This window comes from Chimaeribacter arupi, assembly GCF_002858805.1.
GTDB lineage: Bacteria > Pseudomonadota > Gammaproteobacteria > Enterobacterales > Enterobacteriaceae > Chimaeribacter > Chimaeribacter arupi.
In genome coordinates this window covers 81,664-97,490 of the sequence record NZ_PJZI01000013.1, presented here as the reverse complement: position 1 = coordinate 97,490, position 15,827 = coordinate 81,664, and the positions used below count along the sequence as shown (strand labels likewise).

Annotated in this window: 14 protein-coding genes and 1 pseudogene; 9 read left to right on the top strand and 6 right to left on the bottom strand. The window is 58.7% G+C overall.

Annotated elements, in window-relative coordinates; all coding sequences use genetic code 11:
• Positions 1–13 precede the first annotated feature (13 nt).
• Both CYR52_RS09810 and CYR52_RS09805 read right to left on the bottom strand, forming a co-directional pair.
• Positions 14–2,926 (bottom strand): WG repeat-containing protein, encoded by a 2,913-nt coding sequence (locus tag CYR52_RS09810; RefSeq protein ID WP_101828517.1) that lies wholly within the window; start codon positions 2,924–2,926, stop codon positions 14–16.
• Positions 2,923–5,655 carry a WG repeat-containing protein gene (locus tag CYR52_RS09805; RefSeq protein WP_101828516.1) on the bottom strand — a complete coding sequence of 911 codons (2,733 nt, stop codon included), beginning with the start codon at positions 5,653–5,655 and terminating at the stop codon, positions 2,923–2,925. The genes CYR52_RS09810 and CYR52_RS09805 overlap by 4 nt, the downstream gene beginning before the upstream one ends.
• Before the next feature lie 510 nt (positions 5,656–6,165).
• Here CYR52_RS09805 and CYR52_RS09800 point away from each other — a divergent pair.
• The gene (locus CYR52_RS09800; RefSeq protein WP_072933332.1) at positions 6,166–7,041 is read left to right on the top strand and encodes an NAD(P)-dependent oxidoreductase; all 876 of its coding nucleotides are present in this window, start codon (positions 6,166–6,168) and stop codon (positions 7,039–7,041) included.
• Between the two features lie 10 nt (positions 7,042–7,051).
• Here the strand turns inward: CYR52_RS09800 and CYR52_RS09795 are convergent, their stop codons facing one another.
• Complete coding sequence (locus CYR52_RS09795) at positions 7,052–7,606, bottom strand: sugar O-acetyltransferase (protein WP_101828515.1); 555 nt, start codon at positions 7,604–7,606, stop codon at positions 7,052–7,054.
• A 126-nt stretch (positions 7,607–7,732) separates the two neighbouring features.
• Between CYR52_RS09795 and yddG the strand changes: the two genes are divergently transcribed.
• From yddG to CYR52_RS09780, 3 genes are all read left to right on the top strand, one after another.
• Entirely contained in the window at positions 7,733–8,635 is a 903-nt protein-coding gene (gene yddG, locus CYR52_RS09790) for an aromatic amino acid DMT transporter YddG (protein WP_101828524.1), read from the top strand.
• A 652-nt stretch (positions 8,636–9,287) separates the two neighbouring features.
• Positions 9,288–10,418 (top strand): acyltransferase family protein, encoded by a 1,131-nt coding sequence (locus tag CYR52_RS09785; protein ID WP_101828514.1) that lies wholly within the window; start codon positions 9,288–9,290, stop codon positions 10,416–10,418.
• A 174-nt stretch (positions 10,419–10,592) separates the two neighbouring features.
• Positions 10,593–11,747, top strand: coding sequence for an acyltransferase family protein (locus CYR52_RS09780; RefSeq protein WP_101828513.1), 1,155 nt, complete (start codon positions 10,593–10,595; stop codon positions 11,745–11,747).
• 329 nt (positions 11,748–12,076) lie between these two features.
• Here the strand turns inward: CYR52_RS09780 and CYR52_RS09775 are convergent, their stop codons facing one another.
• On the bottom strand, positions 12,077–12,388 hold the full coding sequence (locus tag CYR52_RS09775) for a hypothetical protein (RefSeq protein WP_101828512.1): 312 nt from the start codon (positions 12,386–12,388) through the stop codon (positions 12,077–12,079).
• 109 nt (positions 12,389–12,497) lie between these two features.
• Between CYR52_RS09775 and CYR52_RS09770 the strand changes: the two genes are divergently transcribed.
• A complete protein-coding gene (locus CYR52_RS09770; protein WP_101828511.1) occupies positions 12,498–13,340 on the top strand; it encodes a DUF2971 domain-containing protein in 843 nt (280 codons plus the stop codon).
• A gap of 330 nt (positions 13,341–13,670) precedes the next feature.
• Here the strand turns inward: CYR52_RS09770 and CYR52_RS22900 are convergent.
• Positions 13,671–14,035: pseudogene (locus CYR52_RS22900) on the bottom strand (phage minor head protein); the annotation flags it as partial.
• A gap of 143 nt (positions 14,036–14,178) precedes the next feature.
• On the opposite strand from CYR52_RS22900, the gene CYR52_RS23085 reads away from it, so the two are divergent.
• The 4 genes from CYR52_RS23085 (at position 14,179) to CYR52_RS09745 (ending at position 15,360) form a co-directional block, all read left to right on the top strand.
• Positions 14,179–14,238: a type I toxin-antitoxin system Ibs family toxin gene (locus CYR52_RS23085; protein WP_146000768.1), complete on the top strand. Its 60-nt coding sequence runs from the start codon at positions 14,179–14,181 to the stop codon at positions 14,236–14,238.
• A 61-nt stretch (positions 14,239–14,299) separates the two neighbouring features.
• Positions 14,300–14,485 carry a hypothetical protein gene (locus CYR52_RS09755; protein ID WP_101828509.1) on the top strand — a complete coding sequence of 62 codons (186 nt, stop codon included), beginning with the start codon at positions 14,300–14,302 and terminating at the stop codon, positions 14,483–14,485.
• Between the two features lie 276 nt (positions 14,486–14,761).
• Positions 14,762–14,887 (top strand): type II toxin-antitoxin system HicA family toxin, encoded by a 126-nt coding sequence (locus CYR52_RS22895; protein WP_420847732.1) that lies wholly within the window; start codon positions 14,762–14,764, stop codon positions 14,885–14,887.
• A gap of 62 nt (positions 14,888–14,949) precedes the next feature.
• Positions 14,950–15,360: a type II toxin-antitoxin system HicB family antitoxin gene (locus tag CYR52_RS09745; protein ID WP_101828508.1), complete on the top strand. Its 411-nt coding sequence runs from the start codon at positions 14,950–14,952 to the stop codon at positions 15,358–15,360.
• Between the two features lie 46 nt (positions 15,361–15,406).
• Here the strand turns inward: CYR52_RS09745 and CYR52_RS09740 are convergent, their stop codons facing one another.
• Complete coding sequence (locus CYR52_RS09740) at positions 15,407–15,814, bottom strand: type II toxin-antitoxin system HicB family antitoxin (protein ID WP_101828507.1); 408 nt, start codon at positions 15,812–15,814, stop codon at positions 15,407–15,409.
• Positions 15,815–15,827: the final 13 nt, after the last annotated feature.

Genomic DNA, 15,827 nt, shown 5'->3' with positions numbered 1-15,827 from the left:
GCCTGTTATAAAATTAGGGTTTCGCCGGTTCCGGCGTGACCGGAGCCGGCGCCTCAGCCAGCGGGTTATCGCCGCAGCGCACCGGCAGCGTCAATGGCCACTGGCGCTCACTGCCGCGGCCATACAACACCCGGACCCCGCACACATTGTCTACCCGCGCCAGCGGCCTGCCGGTGCGGTCAATCATCATCGACGTCGTGTCATCGGACACGATCGCCGCCCCGCCCTCAAACGGTGAAACGGCGTCAAACACCGGCGGGATCACAAAATTGCCCTGCGCATCCACAAACCCGTAACGGCCGTTGGTTTTGGCGAAGGCCGGCCCGTCTGTCGGCAGGCCGAGATCCTGATAATGCAGCGTGCCTGTCGGCTGCCCTTTGGTATCGATCCAGCCCATGTCACCGGGCCTGACTGCCAGCACGGCGCGCCCGCCGGTCATCCGGCTGCCCTGCCCGGCAACCGTCAGTGCAAGGCGGCCGTTAGTGTCAGCATAGCGGGTCATGGCCTGGTCGCCATCCCCGGACACACTGAAACTCATCTCGCTGGCGGGAGGCCAGTACCACTGCCCGGCCGGCAACGTGCCGAGCACGGTGCCCTGCGCATCCACGACCTGCGTCTGCTGGCCCTGCGCCCTGAGTGCGCGGCCGTTGACAAAGGCACTGCCCGCGCCGCGCCCGTCGGCGGCAATCTGCCGGCCGCCCTGCGCAGTCAGGTAACCCTCCTGCGGCAGGCGGGAAAGCTTCACCCAGTCGCCCAGCGCCCGGATGGTGGTGCCCTGCTCATTCAGCTCAGGCTTCCCGTCCGCCGACAATAACCAGGACTGCCCGTCGGGCGCACTGGCCAGAATACGGCCGTCACTGAACTGCTCTTGTGTCAGCCCGGCGGTGGGCGGCACCCGCGGCTGGCCGTCAGCGCCGATCAGGGTGTGGGTGGTGGTGGCCTCGCTGCCTGCGGCGGCGGGCAAAGTGGCAAACCACAGCGCCGGGTTAACCCGCGTCAGGGCCGCATAGTCCGGGGCAATCACCCAACTGTTCTGGGCATTGATTACGCCCCAGCGGCCATCCGGCTGCTGCACCTCCGCCTGCCCGTTGGCGTACTGCCCCACCTGACGATAAGCCGGTGCGACCACGACCCGCTGCGCCAGCGCGTCAAAAATCCCCCACGGGGCATCCTGCGCGGCGGCATCACGGAAACGGAACCAGCCGCCGCCGAGAGAGTCGATCTGCACGACATCCGGCAGCGCGTAACGCGTGCCCTGATGATCGAGCGCGCTCAGCGTGCCGTCGCGGTAAACAAACGCGTAGCCCTGCACGAAGGTGGAAATATTCTCTTCACCAAACGGCAACCGCTGTTGCCCCTGGCTGTCCACCAGCCCCATGCCGTCCTGGGTGGTGACAATAAATTGCAACGGCGCGCCCTGATCCACCCCGGCACCGGCACCGTCCGCCAGGCTCACCGCGCGCCATGACGCCTGTTGCAGCAGGGAGCCATCAGCACGCAGCAACCCGGCGTTGCCCTCACCGTCAGCCGCCGGATCAAGCCGCGCCAGCGGCAGCTCCGGCTGTACCGTGCGCTGGGTGCGGTCACGGCCGTAAAACGGCTGCAACGGGTGGCCGTCCAGCGCGTTCAGCGTGCGGGGGCTCAGCAGCGCCTTGCCCTGCGGGTCGACAACGTTCAGTACTTTGCCGCGCGCATCACGCAGCCAGAGGCGGCCATTGATCACCTCGGCAGAGGCGGCCTGCGCCAGCCAGGCGGCGTTGGCAAAGGTGCCGTCCGGCGCGATCACCCCGCTGATTTTCCCCTCCGGCCCGGCCAGCGTCACCAGATAAGGCAGGGTATCCCGCTCATCAAGCGTGCTGCCCGGCGGCAGGGAAACCGGTGCCGGGTGGCCATCCAGATAGAGGCTCACCGGCCCTTTGCCGCGCTCCAGCACCGCATGGTGGTGCAGGCTCAGGGCGGAGACCGCCTCTGCCGGCAGGGTGCGCATCACCGTGCCGCGGCTGTCGAGCAAATCAACCTGGCCGTCGGCCTGCGTTGCCTGCCAGATGTCGCGGGTCAGCGGTTCGGCCGCACGGTAGGTTTTCCCCACCAGCGTCCCATCCGCGCGGATAAAGGTCATGCCGTCCGCGCTTTCTGCCCGCGCCAGCCCGTGCCCCTGCGGCGGCACGGTAATCGCGCTGAACTGCGGCGCAATGCGCCAGGTCAGGTCAGGCGCGGCGATGCCGTAACGGTTCTCACGGTTACGCGCAATGAACAGCCCGTCGTGGCCGAAGGGCTGCACAATCTCCATCTGCTCGCGGGCATAATGTCGCCGGCCGTCCGGCGACAGGAACACCGTGCGATAGGTGAGACGGATCCGGACAGGATCGCCGTCCTGCAGGGTGACGCTCTCCACCAGATCGTCAAAGGGTTGGCCGACCGGCGCACCGCTGCGGTTAATCAGCTGCGGGCGGCCGTCCCGGCTCACTACGGCCACGCCGGGCTGGGTGAAATCTGCTGCGCTGTCGAACTGCGGCGCAATCGCCCATTTGCCGCTGAGGTCAATATAACCCCATTTGCCCTGCTGGCTGGCGGCGGCCAGATCGTGATGATAGTCGCCGACCTGGTCAAACACCGGGCGGATCACCAGTTGCCCGGTGTTGTCCAGAAAGCCCCAGCGGTGGCCGCTCAGGCCGGGTGCCAGCGCGGCATCATCCACCGGCAGATCGGCGGCGGGCAGCAAGACTGCGGCCCGCCCCTGATGCACATCACGGATGCACAACGTGATGGCCTGCGGCAGAGCGGCGCGCGCCCTGGCCTCCGCCTCAGAACGCTCCTGCACCGGGCGGCTGCATGGCGTTTCCGCCGCGGCGTACGCCTGCTGGCACAAGGCCAGCAGGGTCAGTACACCGCCTTGCCGCCAGGCCCGGCCGAAGGTGGGTTTCATTTTCCGGCTCCCTGCGGGCTGCCCGCACAGGTTACTGCCTTGGCCGGCCACACCGGATGGCCTTTGGCATCGGTGACGATACGCTGGTTGCAGCGCACGATCAGCTGTGCCTGCACTTTGCCGTTGGTATCAATCAGTTTGGTCACACCCTTGTGCACCACCCAGGCGCGGTGATCGCTGAAATCACCCGCGTCGCTGTAGGCCGGCTTCACCACAAAGCGGCCGGTTTTATCAATGTAGCCGTTCAGCGAGCCAAAGGTGGCACGCTTCACAGCCCTGGCGCGGCCATCTTTCATCGGCCCCAGCTGGTCAAAATAGGGTGCGACCACGGTTTTGCCCTCGGCATTGACGAAGCCGTAGCGGTTATCCGCCCCGCGCAGCGGCACCAGCCCGCCGCCCGCCGCGGACGTGACCAGGCTGTCCACCCCGGCGAAGCGCTGAATCTCACGGCCGCTGAAATCACGCAGCACGCTTTGCTGGGCAGCCGGGTCGGTGTCTGCCACGCGCACCATGCCGACCAGCGGCACTGCGGTAGGGGCATCCGGGATCGGCTGGCCGCCGTGGCTGTCAATCAGCGTGGTGTGCTGGTCGCGCTGCGCCACTGCCCACTGGCGCGGGCCGGTGAAGGCCAGCGGCGCGGTATAGATTGGCGGCACCTGCCATTCGCCCTGGGCATTGATCGCCCCATAGCGCTGGCCGAAATTAAGCAGCACGCGGTCACCGTCAATGGTGGCGTTCTCCACCGGGACGGCTTTTTCCATCACCGCGCGGCCTTCGCCATCCAGAAGCGCCACCCCGCCCCCGGCCGGTTTCACCAGCCAGTGTTCACGGCCCACGGCGCGCGGTTTTTCCAGCAGATCTTCTGCCAGCGGGCGGCCGGTATCCGTACTTACCAGGCGGTAACGGCGCGCACTGTCAGTGCCGAAGGTTTGCAGGTAGAGGCCGTTGCCCATCGCCAGCGGTTTTTCGCTCTGCTGCGCGTCAGGGGTAACCGCCCAGTTGCCGGTGGCATTAATCACACCCCAGGCCGTGCCGCTGCGGGCCAGGGCATAGCCCTCGTTGAACGCCTCGATCTGGTCATAGACCGGGGCGATCACCTCACGTTTGGCCGCGATGTCCCACAGGCCCCAGCGCTGCTGGGCGCCCTCGCCTGCGACCGTCTGCAACAGGCCGCCGGACAGCCCTTTCGCCATCTGCAGAGTACGGGTCGGGACATCCATCACCGTGCCGCGGCGATCGATGATGCGCTGGCTGCTGGTTTTGCCGTCGGTAACGGTGGCCCAGCTGTAAGGGCCGGTGAAGGGCTGGATCTGCTCAAACTGCGGCGGGACAACCCACTGACCGTTGGCATCCACGGCGCCCATGCGCTGGTTCTGGGTACGGATGCGCAGGGGTGCGGCGGTGTCGTTCTCCACGCCTGCCCATTGCGGATCGGAGAAGATATCGCCGTGCGCAGTCAGCAGCGCCGGCGGCTGTTTCTTGTCAGTGGGCGTCAGCACGGCCAGCGGCAGGCGCTGTTCCACCTGGGTATCGTCCATGGACGGCTGGCCGCCGAGCAGTTTCACCTGATAGTTTTCCAGGGCCTTGAGGGTGGCCTCAGAAAGCAGGCTGACACCGCGGGTATCGACGATCTGCACGATGCGCGGGTTCTCTTTGCCCTGGGTTATCCACAGCGCCTGCGGCTGGATGTCGAGGCGGGCTTTCTCCGCCTTGATCACCTGCACGCTGTTGTGCGGCCCAATCAGCACCACCCCCTCATTGCTGGTGCCGACCCACCACTGGTGCCAGGGGCGCAGTGTCTCTTCCAGCCCGGCCGGCAGATCCTGCTGTTTCTCCAGTGCCGGGTTCAGCAGCTGGCGCGCGCCCTCCGGGGTGGTCACCAGCCAGTTGCCGTCCGGCAAGGCGGTGACCGCTTTATACGTTTGTTTGCTGCGGGCAACGCCCTGGCGGTCAATAAACACCCAGCCATTTTTACCCTGCACCGCAAGCGTCGCGCCGTTGAGCAGCGGCAGCGTGCGGCTCTTGATGCTCATCGGGTCGATGGCCCAGTTGCCGGTTTCATCCAGGTAACCCCAGTAACCGCTGGTACGGGAATCGCGTTTCTGGGCCGGCGTCAGCCCGGATTGTGGGGCCTCCAGCGCCATCACGTCATCCGGCAGCGCCAGCGCCCGGCCGGTGTTGGCCTGCCATAATGCCGGGGCAATCTGCATCTGCACGCTGGCCAGTGGCTGGCCGTCCACGAAACCGGGGGTGCCGAGGCTGGCCGCAAACGGCAGCGTATGAATCACCGCGCCCTGTTTGTCGATTAACGCCAGGCGGTCATTCACTTCCACCAGCGCCGTGCCTTCGGTATTAAACGGCGTCGCCCGGCTGAAACGTGCCGGGATCACCCCATTACCGCGCTGGTCAATGTAGCCATACTTGCCGTCCTGCGCGACCGCCGCCAGCCCGTTCACAAAGCCCTGGGCGTCGCTGAAGGCCGGCGCAATCACCATATGGCCGGTGGTGTCCATGAACCCCCAGCTGCCCTGCTTTTCCTTGCCGCTGCCGAGTTGTACCGGTGACAACCCCTGCTGGAAAGGCTGCTGGCAGGCGTTTTCACCCTGCACGGCCTTGCAGCCTTGCAGCCAGCTTTGATCGGCGCTGGCCGGAAACAGAAAAATGGCGTTAATCGCCAGTGCCAACGCGCTGAGTGCCCCTGCGCGGGTAAAATGTTCGGCGTGATGCATCCGATTCCCTTTATGGCAAAAGTAGGTAAAAGTGTAGCGTATTCCGCACCGGCCTTACGCCCGGCACATCATTGCGCAGCAACGGTCGGCGGAGTCTGCACGCATACGCCGTTGCGGTTCTGGTGTCCGTCTGGGGTGACCGTTTTTGCCGGTTCCGCCCCTGTGTCACGGACAAATAAGCAACAAAATGTAACAGGCTACCGAAGCCGTACCGTCGTGCCGCACGAACGTGCTTTTTAAGCCTGTGATAACCGCAGCGTTTATAACATAGGCGCGGAATTTTTAAAAACCGGCTACCCCATCAGATGGTTATGGTTTCCCTGCTCTCTACGCCTTTCGGATTATTTACCCACTGTCTGCCGCAACCCGCTCTACACTTTTACATTCCTGCATCTTTTTTTCGATTTCCTGCGTTCAGGCAGCCCGGATGCTGTTGTTCCACCTGCTATCTTTAAGGAAACCGGGCACCCGAACCGTTACCTCAGCAAATGAATGGGCAAGGAGAAAAGTATGAAAGTCGGATTCGCAGGGCTGGGCGCGATGGGCAGCGCCATGGCAGAAAACATTCTGAAGGCGGGGCATGGGCTGGTAGTGTGGAACCGCAGCCCGCAGGCAACAGAGGCATTGGTTGCGCAAGGGGCGACCGGGGCTGACGACCCGACCGGGCTGGCGCATGTGGATGTGCTGATCACCATGCTGGCGGATGACGCGGCCACGTGGTCGGTGGTGGTGGAGAGCGGCCTGCTGGGCCAGTTGGTACCGGGCGCAGTGCATGTCAATATGGCGACCATCTCCGTGGCCCTGGCGCGTGAGCTGGCGGCGCTGCACCAGACGCGCGGTATCAGCTATGTGGCGGCCCCGGTTCTGGGGCGGATTGACGTTGCGGCAGCCGGCAAGCTGAACATCCTGGCGGCGGGCGAGGAAGCCGCCCTGGCGCGGGTACAGCCGCTGTTTGAGGTCATGGGCCAGAAAACCTGGCATTTCGGCAACCAGCCGGAACAGGCCAACGTGGTGAAAATTGCCGCCAACTTTGCCCTGGCCAGCGCGATTGAAAGCATGGCTGAAGGGGCCGCCCTGGTGCGTAACCACGGTGTGGAGGCCCCGGCGTTTCTGGGTATGCTCTCCGGCACCCTGTTTAACTGCCCGGCCTACCAGAATTACGGCGGGATGATTGCAGAAGAGCGGTACTCGCCCGCCGGTTTCAAACTGACGCTGGGGTTGAAAGATGTCAACCTGGCGCTGGAGGCGGGCAACCAGAGCCATACGCCGCTGCCGTTTGCCGGGGTGCTGAAAGATAACTTCCTTGATGCCGTCGCCCAGGGCGACGGCCATCTCGACTGGTCAGGGCTGGCGACGGTCGCCACCCGCCGCGCCGGGCTGAAATAACGCGCGGCGTTTACGCCAGAGACTTCACCGGCCGGGCAGGTGTCCCGACACAGACACTGTTGTCCGGCAGGTCATGCACCACCACACTGCCTGCCCCGACCACCACGTTATTGCCGAGGGTGACGCCGGGGCAGAGCGTGACGTGGGCACCCAGCCAGACATCATCCCCAATGGTAATCGGTTTGACGAACTCCTCGCCGGCGGCGCGCTGGGTTTTATCCAGCGGGTGCCCGGCCGTGGCGATCACCACATTGGGCGCGATAAAGACATTTTTCCCGATGACCACGCGCGCGCCATCAAGGATGGTCAGCCCGTGGTTGGCGTAAAAGTTATCGCCTATATGGATGTTGTAACCATAATCCACATACAGCGGCGGCTCGACCCAGAATTTCCCTTCAAAATGCATCAACTCAGCCAGCAGCGTCTCGCGCCCGGCCAAATCGTCCGTGTCGTGCTGGTTAATCCGCTGGCAGGTCTTTTTCGCCCATTTGCGATCCTGCGTCAGCTCCGGGTCATAAGCCTGATATAACTCACCGGCCAGCATTTTCTCTTTTTCCGTTTTCATCCTTGTCACTCCATTTGATAAAAGAAGTGGCTGTTATAACCGGTAAACCGGCGGCTGTCATGGTCACTTCTTGCCCACTGGAAAAACGCAGGCTACAGTGGCCTGCCCATGACAAGGATGCCGCTGATGAAAACCCTGCCCTCCCCCGCTGTACTGACGCCGCCGCGCGCGACCCTGATTGGCCTGACCGCGATCCTGCTCTGGAGCATGACGGTGGGGCTTATCCGCAGCGTCACTGAGCAACTCGGCACCACCTCCGGCGCGGCGCTGATTTACAGCGTCAGTGCGCTGCTGCTGGTGGCAGTGAAAGGCTGGCCGCGCCCCGGCGAACTGCCGCGCCGCTACCTCTGGCTTGGCGGCGCCCTGTTTATTGCCTATGAGGCACTGCTGGCGCTGGCCATCGGCATGGCCCACAGCCGCAGCCAGTCACTGGAAATCGGCATGATCAACTACCTCTGGCCCTGCCTGACGCTGGTGTTTGCCGTGCTGTTCAACGGCCAGCGCGCCCGGGTCTGGCTGTGGCCCGGCGCACTGCTCTCTTTTGCCGGGGTTGTCTGGGTGATGAAAGGTGACGGCCAAGGCTCACCGCAACAGATGCTGGCGAATATCATGGATAACCCGGTGGCGTATGGGCTGGCACTGCTGGCGGCCCTGTTATGGGCGACGTATTGCACCGTGGCGCGCCGTGACGGCGGCGGCAAAAACGGCGTGACGCTGTTTTTCCTCGGCACTGCGCTGGTGCTGTGGCTGAAGTATGCCGTGACCCCGCAGCCTGACTGGCAGATGACCTTCAGCGGCACCTGGCAACTGCTGCTGTTAGGGGCAGCAACAGCCACTGCGTACAGCTGCTGGAATACCGGCATCCAGCACGGCAACCTGACGCTGCTGGCCACCGCCTCCTACTTTACGCCGGTGCTGTCGGCGCTGGTTTCCTGTGCCTGGCTGGGGCTGGTGCCTGGGGCCGGGTTCTGGCAAGGGGTGGTGATGGTGACCGCCGGATCACTGATCTGCTGGCGTGCCACCGCCTGAGGTTAACGCTGCTTACTGCTTGTTTTCATGATTGATTAGCGGCGTGTATCGGCGGCCCGCATCGCGGCCGCCCCTTTCCTGGTGTGGCCCGGCAGGCCTTATATCAATAATCCTGACGTCCCTGACCAGGCTGTTCCTCACGCATTGAAGAGAGACGCGGGTTTAAGGTATCCCGGTTAACCACTATTGATAAGAAATATAAAACATTCATTGCCGGGCTTATGCTCAACGTATGAGGGCAATAAGGCGCTATCTGATTATTTATTAAAATAGATTTATCCGACATCATTACTATAAATGATATATATTTATCTCCTTCGCCTGAGTCACATAAGTATTTCATCTTATTTCACGGTGCTCCCCTGCTAAAAAACGCGCATCATTCAATTAGCGACAGGCAAAAAACAGCCTAAGTAATTATCCTAAAAATATACTCTGCTTTTTCAGACAAAATGAGTATATCTGCCAATTATTCGCCAAAGAATATTAATCAAACTATTGATTTTAATGGTTATTTACTTTAATTGTCATTTAAGATGATTCTTATTTAATATCGTGTTTATTTTTATTCTCTTAATTAAATAATGCGGCAGTTGCACCGCAAAGAGAAATCTTTACACTTTTACATGTTAACTCTGGCGAGGAATTTATCATGGCAGTAAATAAGCGCTTCGATGCGCTGGACAGCTTTCGTGGCCTGTGTGCCATGTCAGTGGTTATCTATCACGTGAATATGGCGGGCACCCCGACGCAACTCTCTTTCTTCCGCGCCAGCCACCTGTTGGTGGATTTTTTCTTTGTGCTGAGCGGGTTTGTGCTGGCTCACGGGTATGGATTTAAAAGCGGCCTTCGCTTCAAGGACTTTTTTATATCCCGCACCTTCAGGATTTTCCCGCTGCATATTTTTATGCTGGGCGTGTTCATCCTGCTGGAAGTGGGGAAATGGCTTGCCTACAAAAAAGGGTTTGTGTTTAACAGCATACCGTTTACCGGTGTGACTGACCCGCATGAGATCCTGCCTAACCTGGTGCTGGTGCAGTCCTGGACGCCGCTGACCAACCCGCTCAGCTATAACTTCCCGGCCTGGAGCATCAGCGTTGAGTATTACATGTATATGATCTTCTTTGCGCTGACGATGCTGCGCGGGGTGGGCAAATACCTGGCCTGGGCGGCGCTCTCCTTCTCCTCGCTGTATTTGTTGCTGCACCACCACGCCTGGCTGACTGAAGAGGTGCTGCGCGGGCTGAGCTGCTTCTTTGGCGGGTCGCTGACCTATGCCCTGTATCGCCGGGTCGCCGATAGCATTGACCTGAGCTATACCCTGGCTTCCCTGGTGGAGATCATCGTTCTGGTGGCGGCGATTACCGTGGTCGCCCTGCCGGTGCCGGAAAAAACCCTGACCTGTATCCTGCTGTTCTGCGTGTGTGTCTTTACCTTCTCCCTTGAGCAGGGCGCGGTGTCGCAGTTGATGAAACGGCCGTTTTTCCTGCGGATGGGGGTGCTCTCCTATTCCATCTATATGACCCATGCGGCGATTTTGTTCTGCCTGATCTCGCTGATGATCGTGCTGCAAAAAGTCACCGGCTGGCACATTGCGCCGATGGTGGGTGACAAACGCTATCTCGATTTCGGCGGCCCGGTAATGAACAATCTGGCGCTGCTGGCGATCCTGGCATTGGTTATCGTTATTGCAGGTATCACCAACCGACGTATTGAGAAACACTGGCAACAGATTGGCCGGTCGCTCACCCAAAGTTACGCCCTCCGACGTGCTGAAAAATAACCATAATATCCCTCTATGTCTGGCCCCTTCGGGGGCCTTTTTTTTTGGCTGATGCGTCTCTGAGGCTTTTCTGATTCCTCCTCTTTTTATGATAATTCTTAAGTATTTGTAATCTTGGTCTGTTTACACTCGTGCGTTTGCCTCATTTTGTCCGCCAATGTAAAGGAACGCAGTATGAAAGCACCAAAGAATTGGTCCCCGGAACTGGAAGGTCTGCGGGGGCTGGCCTCTCTGTGGGTTTTACTGGGCCACATCTGCATTTTGATTAACTACTCTTTCCCTCTGCTCTCTGACCCCAGTATGGGAGTTGATCTGTTTATCCTGCTTTCCGGGTTCCTGATGGCGAAAAACTATCAGGAGCGTCGGGAGGTGGAACCCTGGACCGATCCCGCCACCTTTAAAAAATTCTGGCTACGCCGCTACTTCCGCATCGCCCCGCTCTACTATGTGCTGCTGGTGGTCGCCATTGGCTTTGGGCCGTACTTCGGGGAGATGCGCGACGTGATATCGTCGTTCTACCCATCCACGGCTACCGAGGTGTCACGCTATGCGGACCAGTCATTCGGTAACCTCGCGACCCACGTGCTGTTCCTGTTCGGGTTCCTGCCGCACTACGCGTTCAACACCGTGCTGCCGGACTGGAGCATCGGGCTGGAGATGCAGTACTACGCGCTGTTCCCGTTCATCATGCTGGCGATCATGCGTTTCGGTTACCCCGCCACCTGCGTGGTGCTGATGCTGGCCGGTATCGCCCTGAAATTTGCCCTGCCGGCTTATGTGGATGCGTTTAAGATGCCGTCGCTGATCTTCCTCAAGCTGCATATGTTTGTGGCCGGGATGCTCATCGCCGAGGCGGTGCGGCGTATGCAGGTGCGTTACCTGCTGCTGGCACTGCTGGCACCGGTCATCAGCATCTTCCTGACCATCGGCTGGCATAAAGTGCGTATTGGTATGGAAGCGCTGATGATCCTGCTGATGGCGGCAATCCTGTGGAAATTCCGTGCCGGCAGTATGATGGCCACCGTGATGTCGCTGCCGAAACGCCTCCTGACGCTGCGTTTCAGCACCTTCCTGGGTGATGTCTCCTATTCGGTCTACATGCTGCACCTGTTGATTGTGATCCCGGTCTGTGGCCTGTTGCTGAGCCACACCGCGCTGGCGCAACAGGGCGCAGTGCTGCGTTTCCTGGAGGTGGCCGCTCTCTGCCTGCCGGTGACCTACCTGCTGGCCATGCTGCTCTATAAAGGGGTGGAAAAACCGGGCATTAAGCTGGGGAAATATGTGCTGCGGCAGAACAAAGCAGAACCGCGGATCGAACCCATGGCATAAGGCTGGCCGCGGCCGGGCAACCGGCGGCGGTATAGCAATTCAGGTGGGCGGTTAACCGGGATCGACCTAAGATTTATCTTAATAAACGCCACGGATTGCTTAACTGTTGCGCCACGGAACGATTACACTTATCTCAGAGTAATCTGAGAGAGGTGAACGATATGGCTCTGTTTATCTTCGTATTGTGCAATATCGCATTAGTGCTTGCATCGATGAAAGTGCGTAACTGATGCATGCGGCGGCCCGATGTTTCATCCCGGCAGATCCGCCCCCCTGAGCCCGGCTTAACCCGCCGGGCTTTTTATTGGGCGGCGTTCTGCCAGGCCGTCCTATAACGGCTGCACTGCCGGCACCTGATGGTGAAAAACGTAGGGATCAGAGATCAGCGCGAACTGCTCATCGTCCGGGTAAGTGACGGCGACCTGATACGCCTCGCCGGCAAAGGCGCGGATGGCGGCCATATCGCGCCAATACGTCGCCAGGAAAAAGTGCATGTAGTCGCCCTGGGCTTCCCGGCGGACAAATGCCCCACAACAGCCTGCAATGCCCTGGGCATGGCTGACGCCCGTCAATTGCAGATGGCGGGCAAACCCTTCCGCATGGTGTAGCGGCACACACCCGTGCCAGGTCCGGCAAATCATGATCCCTCCGAATAATTATTCAAATAAAACACATAACTATTATGTGATAACTCCTGCAAAATCAACCGTTATCACCCTAAAAAGGATTGAAAACCGCCGCTGACCTCCTATGCTGTCAACACCTAACCAGGGGGAGATGGATATGCTGCTTTACCACTACACCAATCAGGCGGGCTTTCTCGGCATTATGGAGAGCGGCACCCTGTGGGCGACTAAAATCCAGTACCTCAATGACAACAAAGAATTTTTCCTGGCGCTGTCCATCGCAGACGAGATCCTGAAAGAGCGGTTGCGCACGGAGATTAACCGGGACGTGGTGATCCGCCTGATTCGTTTCCGGGAAGCGCTGCCGCGGATGAATGACGTCAATGTCTGTGTCTGTTCCCTGTCGGAGAACGGCGATCTGCTAAGCCAATGGCGCGGGTATGCGTCCGGCCTGGGGGGATATTCGATTGGGTTTGACTATGACAGGCTGAAAGCGGGGTTCAGCCGGCATGACTACGTGCTGATGAAATGCCGTTACCAGCCGCAAGAGCATGAAGATTTTATTAACAACGTCATCGACACCATTCTGATGATGTTTGAAGGCCAGCCGGAGCCGGATCACGCGGAGATTGAGAAGCCGTCCGCCGCCTCGCGCCTGTTCCAGGAGCATCTCTCCTGCGTGGCGGCCGTGCTGAAAGACAGCAGTTTCAGCGAAGAAGCCGAATGGCGCGCCATCTCCCGCCGCTCTCTCAGCCCGGCAGAACTCGCTTTCCGCCCCGGCCACTCGACCCTGACGCCTTACCACAAATTGCCGTTCGACAACCGGCAAAACGGCTGCGTACGCGAAGTGATTGTCGGCCATACGCCCAACAGCGAACTCGCCATCGCCGCCACCCAGACCCTGATGCAGAAAATGGGGCTGCACGTTGCCCTGCACGCCAGCCAGATCCCGTTCAGGAACTGGTGAGGGGGAAGTTATCCAGTCAACTCACACACCACTCTCAGGGTTTTATACCTGAAAAATGCCTGTGCCCTTCGGCAGTTGAACCCCCGGAACGTGGTGATGTGTGTCTCGAGCCAGACCTGGATTAGAGCGTGTTTACCTAATAGCCTTCAAAGCTACCGTGATTTTTATGGTACATGACGTACATAAGCTTAACGTTTTCTACCAGCACCTTTTCCACTGGTTCGGATGTCTTATCGGCTATCGCTTGTATCTTTTCGATTATGTCATCCGGCACAGGGCGTTGCTCAGTAAGCTCATTTGCCTGTTTCAGGTTCGGCCACATCATTTTCTTTCTGTGTAATAGCAGCAATAGCGGTTGCCGTTAACTGCATAAAAAACGTCAACCTCTTCAGTAGAGTACATGTTGCCATGCCTGGCGGCATGCCATCTGCGTATCGCAGGTTTCAATGCAGGGAGCCAGAGCAGGCTGGCATTCAGCCCCAGCCTTTCCCTGGCCCACTCAGTCTCAAGCCATTGGGCTTAACGCAGCGCGCCGACCTGCTCTGTTTGAGCTATGTTTTTGGCTCTGTCCATAGACACATTAAGGCGTTTGCTAATGATACCCGCGGGTTAACACCGCGCCCGATGAAATCTGATATCACGCTAACCAGCTCAGCACGGGCTGCGTCACTCAGGCCACGCCAATCGCTAAGGCTGCCCATAGGCAGCCTTATTTTTATATGTATGAATGCAAAATACAGGTTGACCTACAATATAGGTGTACCTATAACTGTCCCCTCAGCCAGACGCTGAAATAGGAAGGCCCCTACCGAAGCAGAGGCCAACATGAGGAAGGGTTATGATGACGTTAATCATCATCCTGATTGTTCTCTTAGTGATTAGCTCGCCAGCGTACTAAGACAGTCAGGCGGAGGAGAGAAACGCCCTCCAACCCACACTCCATAATTTAGGATTTTATCATGGCCCGGACAATAACTGACATCCAAAAACGCAGCGACGAACGGCGCGGCCTGAAGGTAAAGAGCATGAAGCTTAACGTCGAAACCATCGCGTTACTGGAGCGCCTTGCAGCCCATACTGGTGAGCCTCAATCGGCCGTTGTAACCAAGGCGCTTCAGATGCTGGCCAATGAACTAAAGCTATAACGGGAAGCCTCCTTCGGGAGGCTTTTTTATAAGCAGCAGGAAGAGCATTACTTATCAACGTGGCCGCCAGCGGATTGCTTCCGCCAATCCCTTTACCTGTTGCGCAGAAAAGGAACCCTGCTAAACCGACATAATAGGTAGGTATAGAACCCACTGTTGAATAGCTTCTATTTTACTTTGTGGGTATTATACCCCCTGGCGTGATAACGAGATGGCATATTATGAGCAGTGCAGAGTTAATTAAACAATTAATAGCTGATAGATAGATTAAGCAGCGTGAGTCATGTAACGCTGAGTAAACCAGGGGGAAGGAAGATAATTACCATACCCCATCCCCGGAAAGATGCTTCAAAGGGGATTGCCCGACAGACTCAAGTGATTTCAGATTTCAAATTGTTATAACAGGGTGCGCCGAAAGCCGCCCCTCTCTGCAAAGGCCATCATTCGCAACTGATGAGGTGTTTATGATTTATCCGCTTTTTATTTTTAAAACTGACAGCGGCGCATACGATGGCTACTTTCCTGATGTTGAAGGATGTTTCTTTGCAGGAAACTCTTTAGAGGAAGCCATTCATGGTGCGGAAAAAGCGTTTGCTGCACACATGGAAGTGTTAATTGCGCAAGGCGGCCACGTACCCGCCCCCCGCGATCCGGCTGATTATCTTGGTGACGAACGTCTTACCCAGGATAGCGGCTTTCTCGCATTGGTAGAGATTGATCCGACCAAATACGAGACGAAGGCTGTTAAGTTCAATCTGACCATGCCTGGCAATCTGTTAACGGCAATAGACCGTTATATTGAGCAGAACGGACATTATAAAAACAGGTCAGCGTTTCTCTCTGACTTAGCTAGAAAAGAGATTGCGCGGGGATAGTGCTCCTGGCCACCGAATAGGCTGGCCTTTGAAGCAGGGAATGGAATCAGGAAGCGGTTATTTCCAGCCGCTTACCCAGCGCCAGGAGCGCTTTCTGTATTGTGTCGATTTTAGTGCTATGACTCAGCGATACGATGCGCTGAACTTCCTGCGGGCGCGTATCAATCAGCCTGGCTAACTCCGCATTAGACACACCCTGTTGAACCAATGTATTCAACAGAAGCACCTTCGCAGCAACGCTGGCCGGCACCTCCACAAATGCTTCACCCTCTGCTGATGGAGCTGGAATCTCACGACGGTCTTCAAAGTAGAAATCAAACGCCGTTACCAGAGCGTCTTGCGCCATTGATAGCGCTCCTTCTCTGGTATCACCACCGGTTATTGCTTCCGGGATGTCGGGGAACAGCACCGCACACCCTGTTTCATCACAGTCGAACGTTACTGGATATCGCATAAATGATTAATTG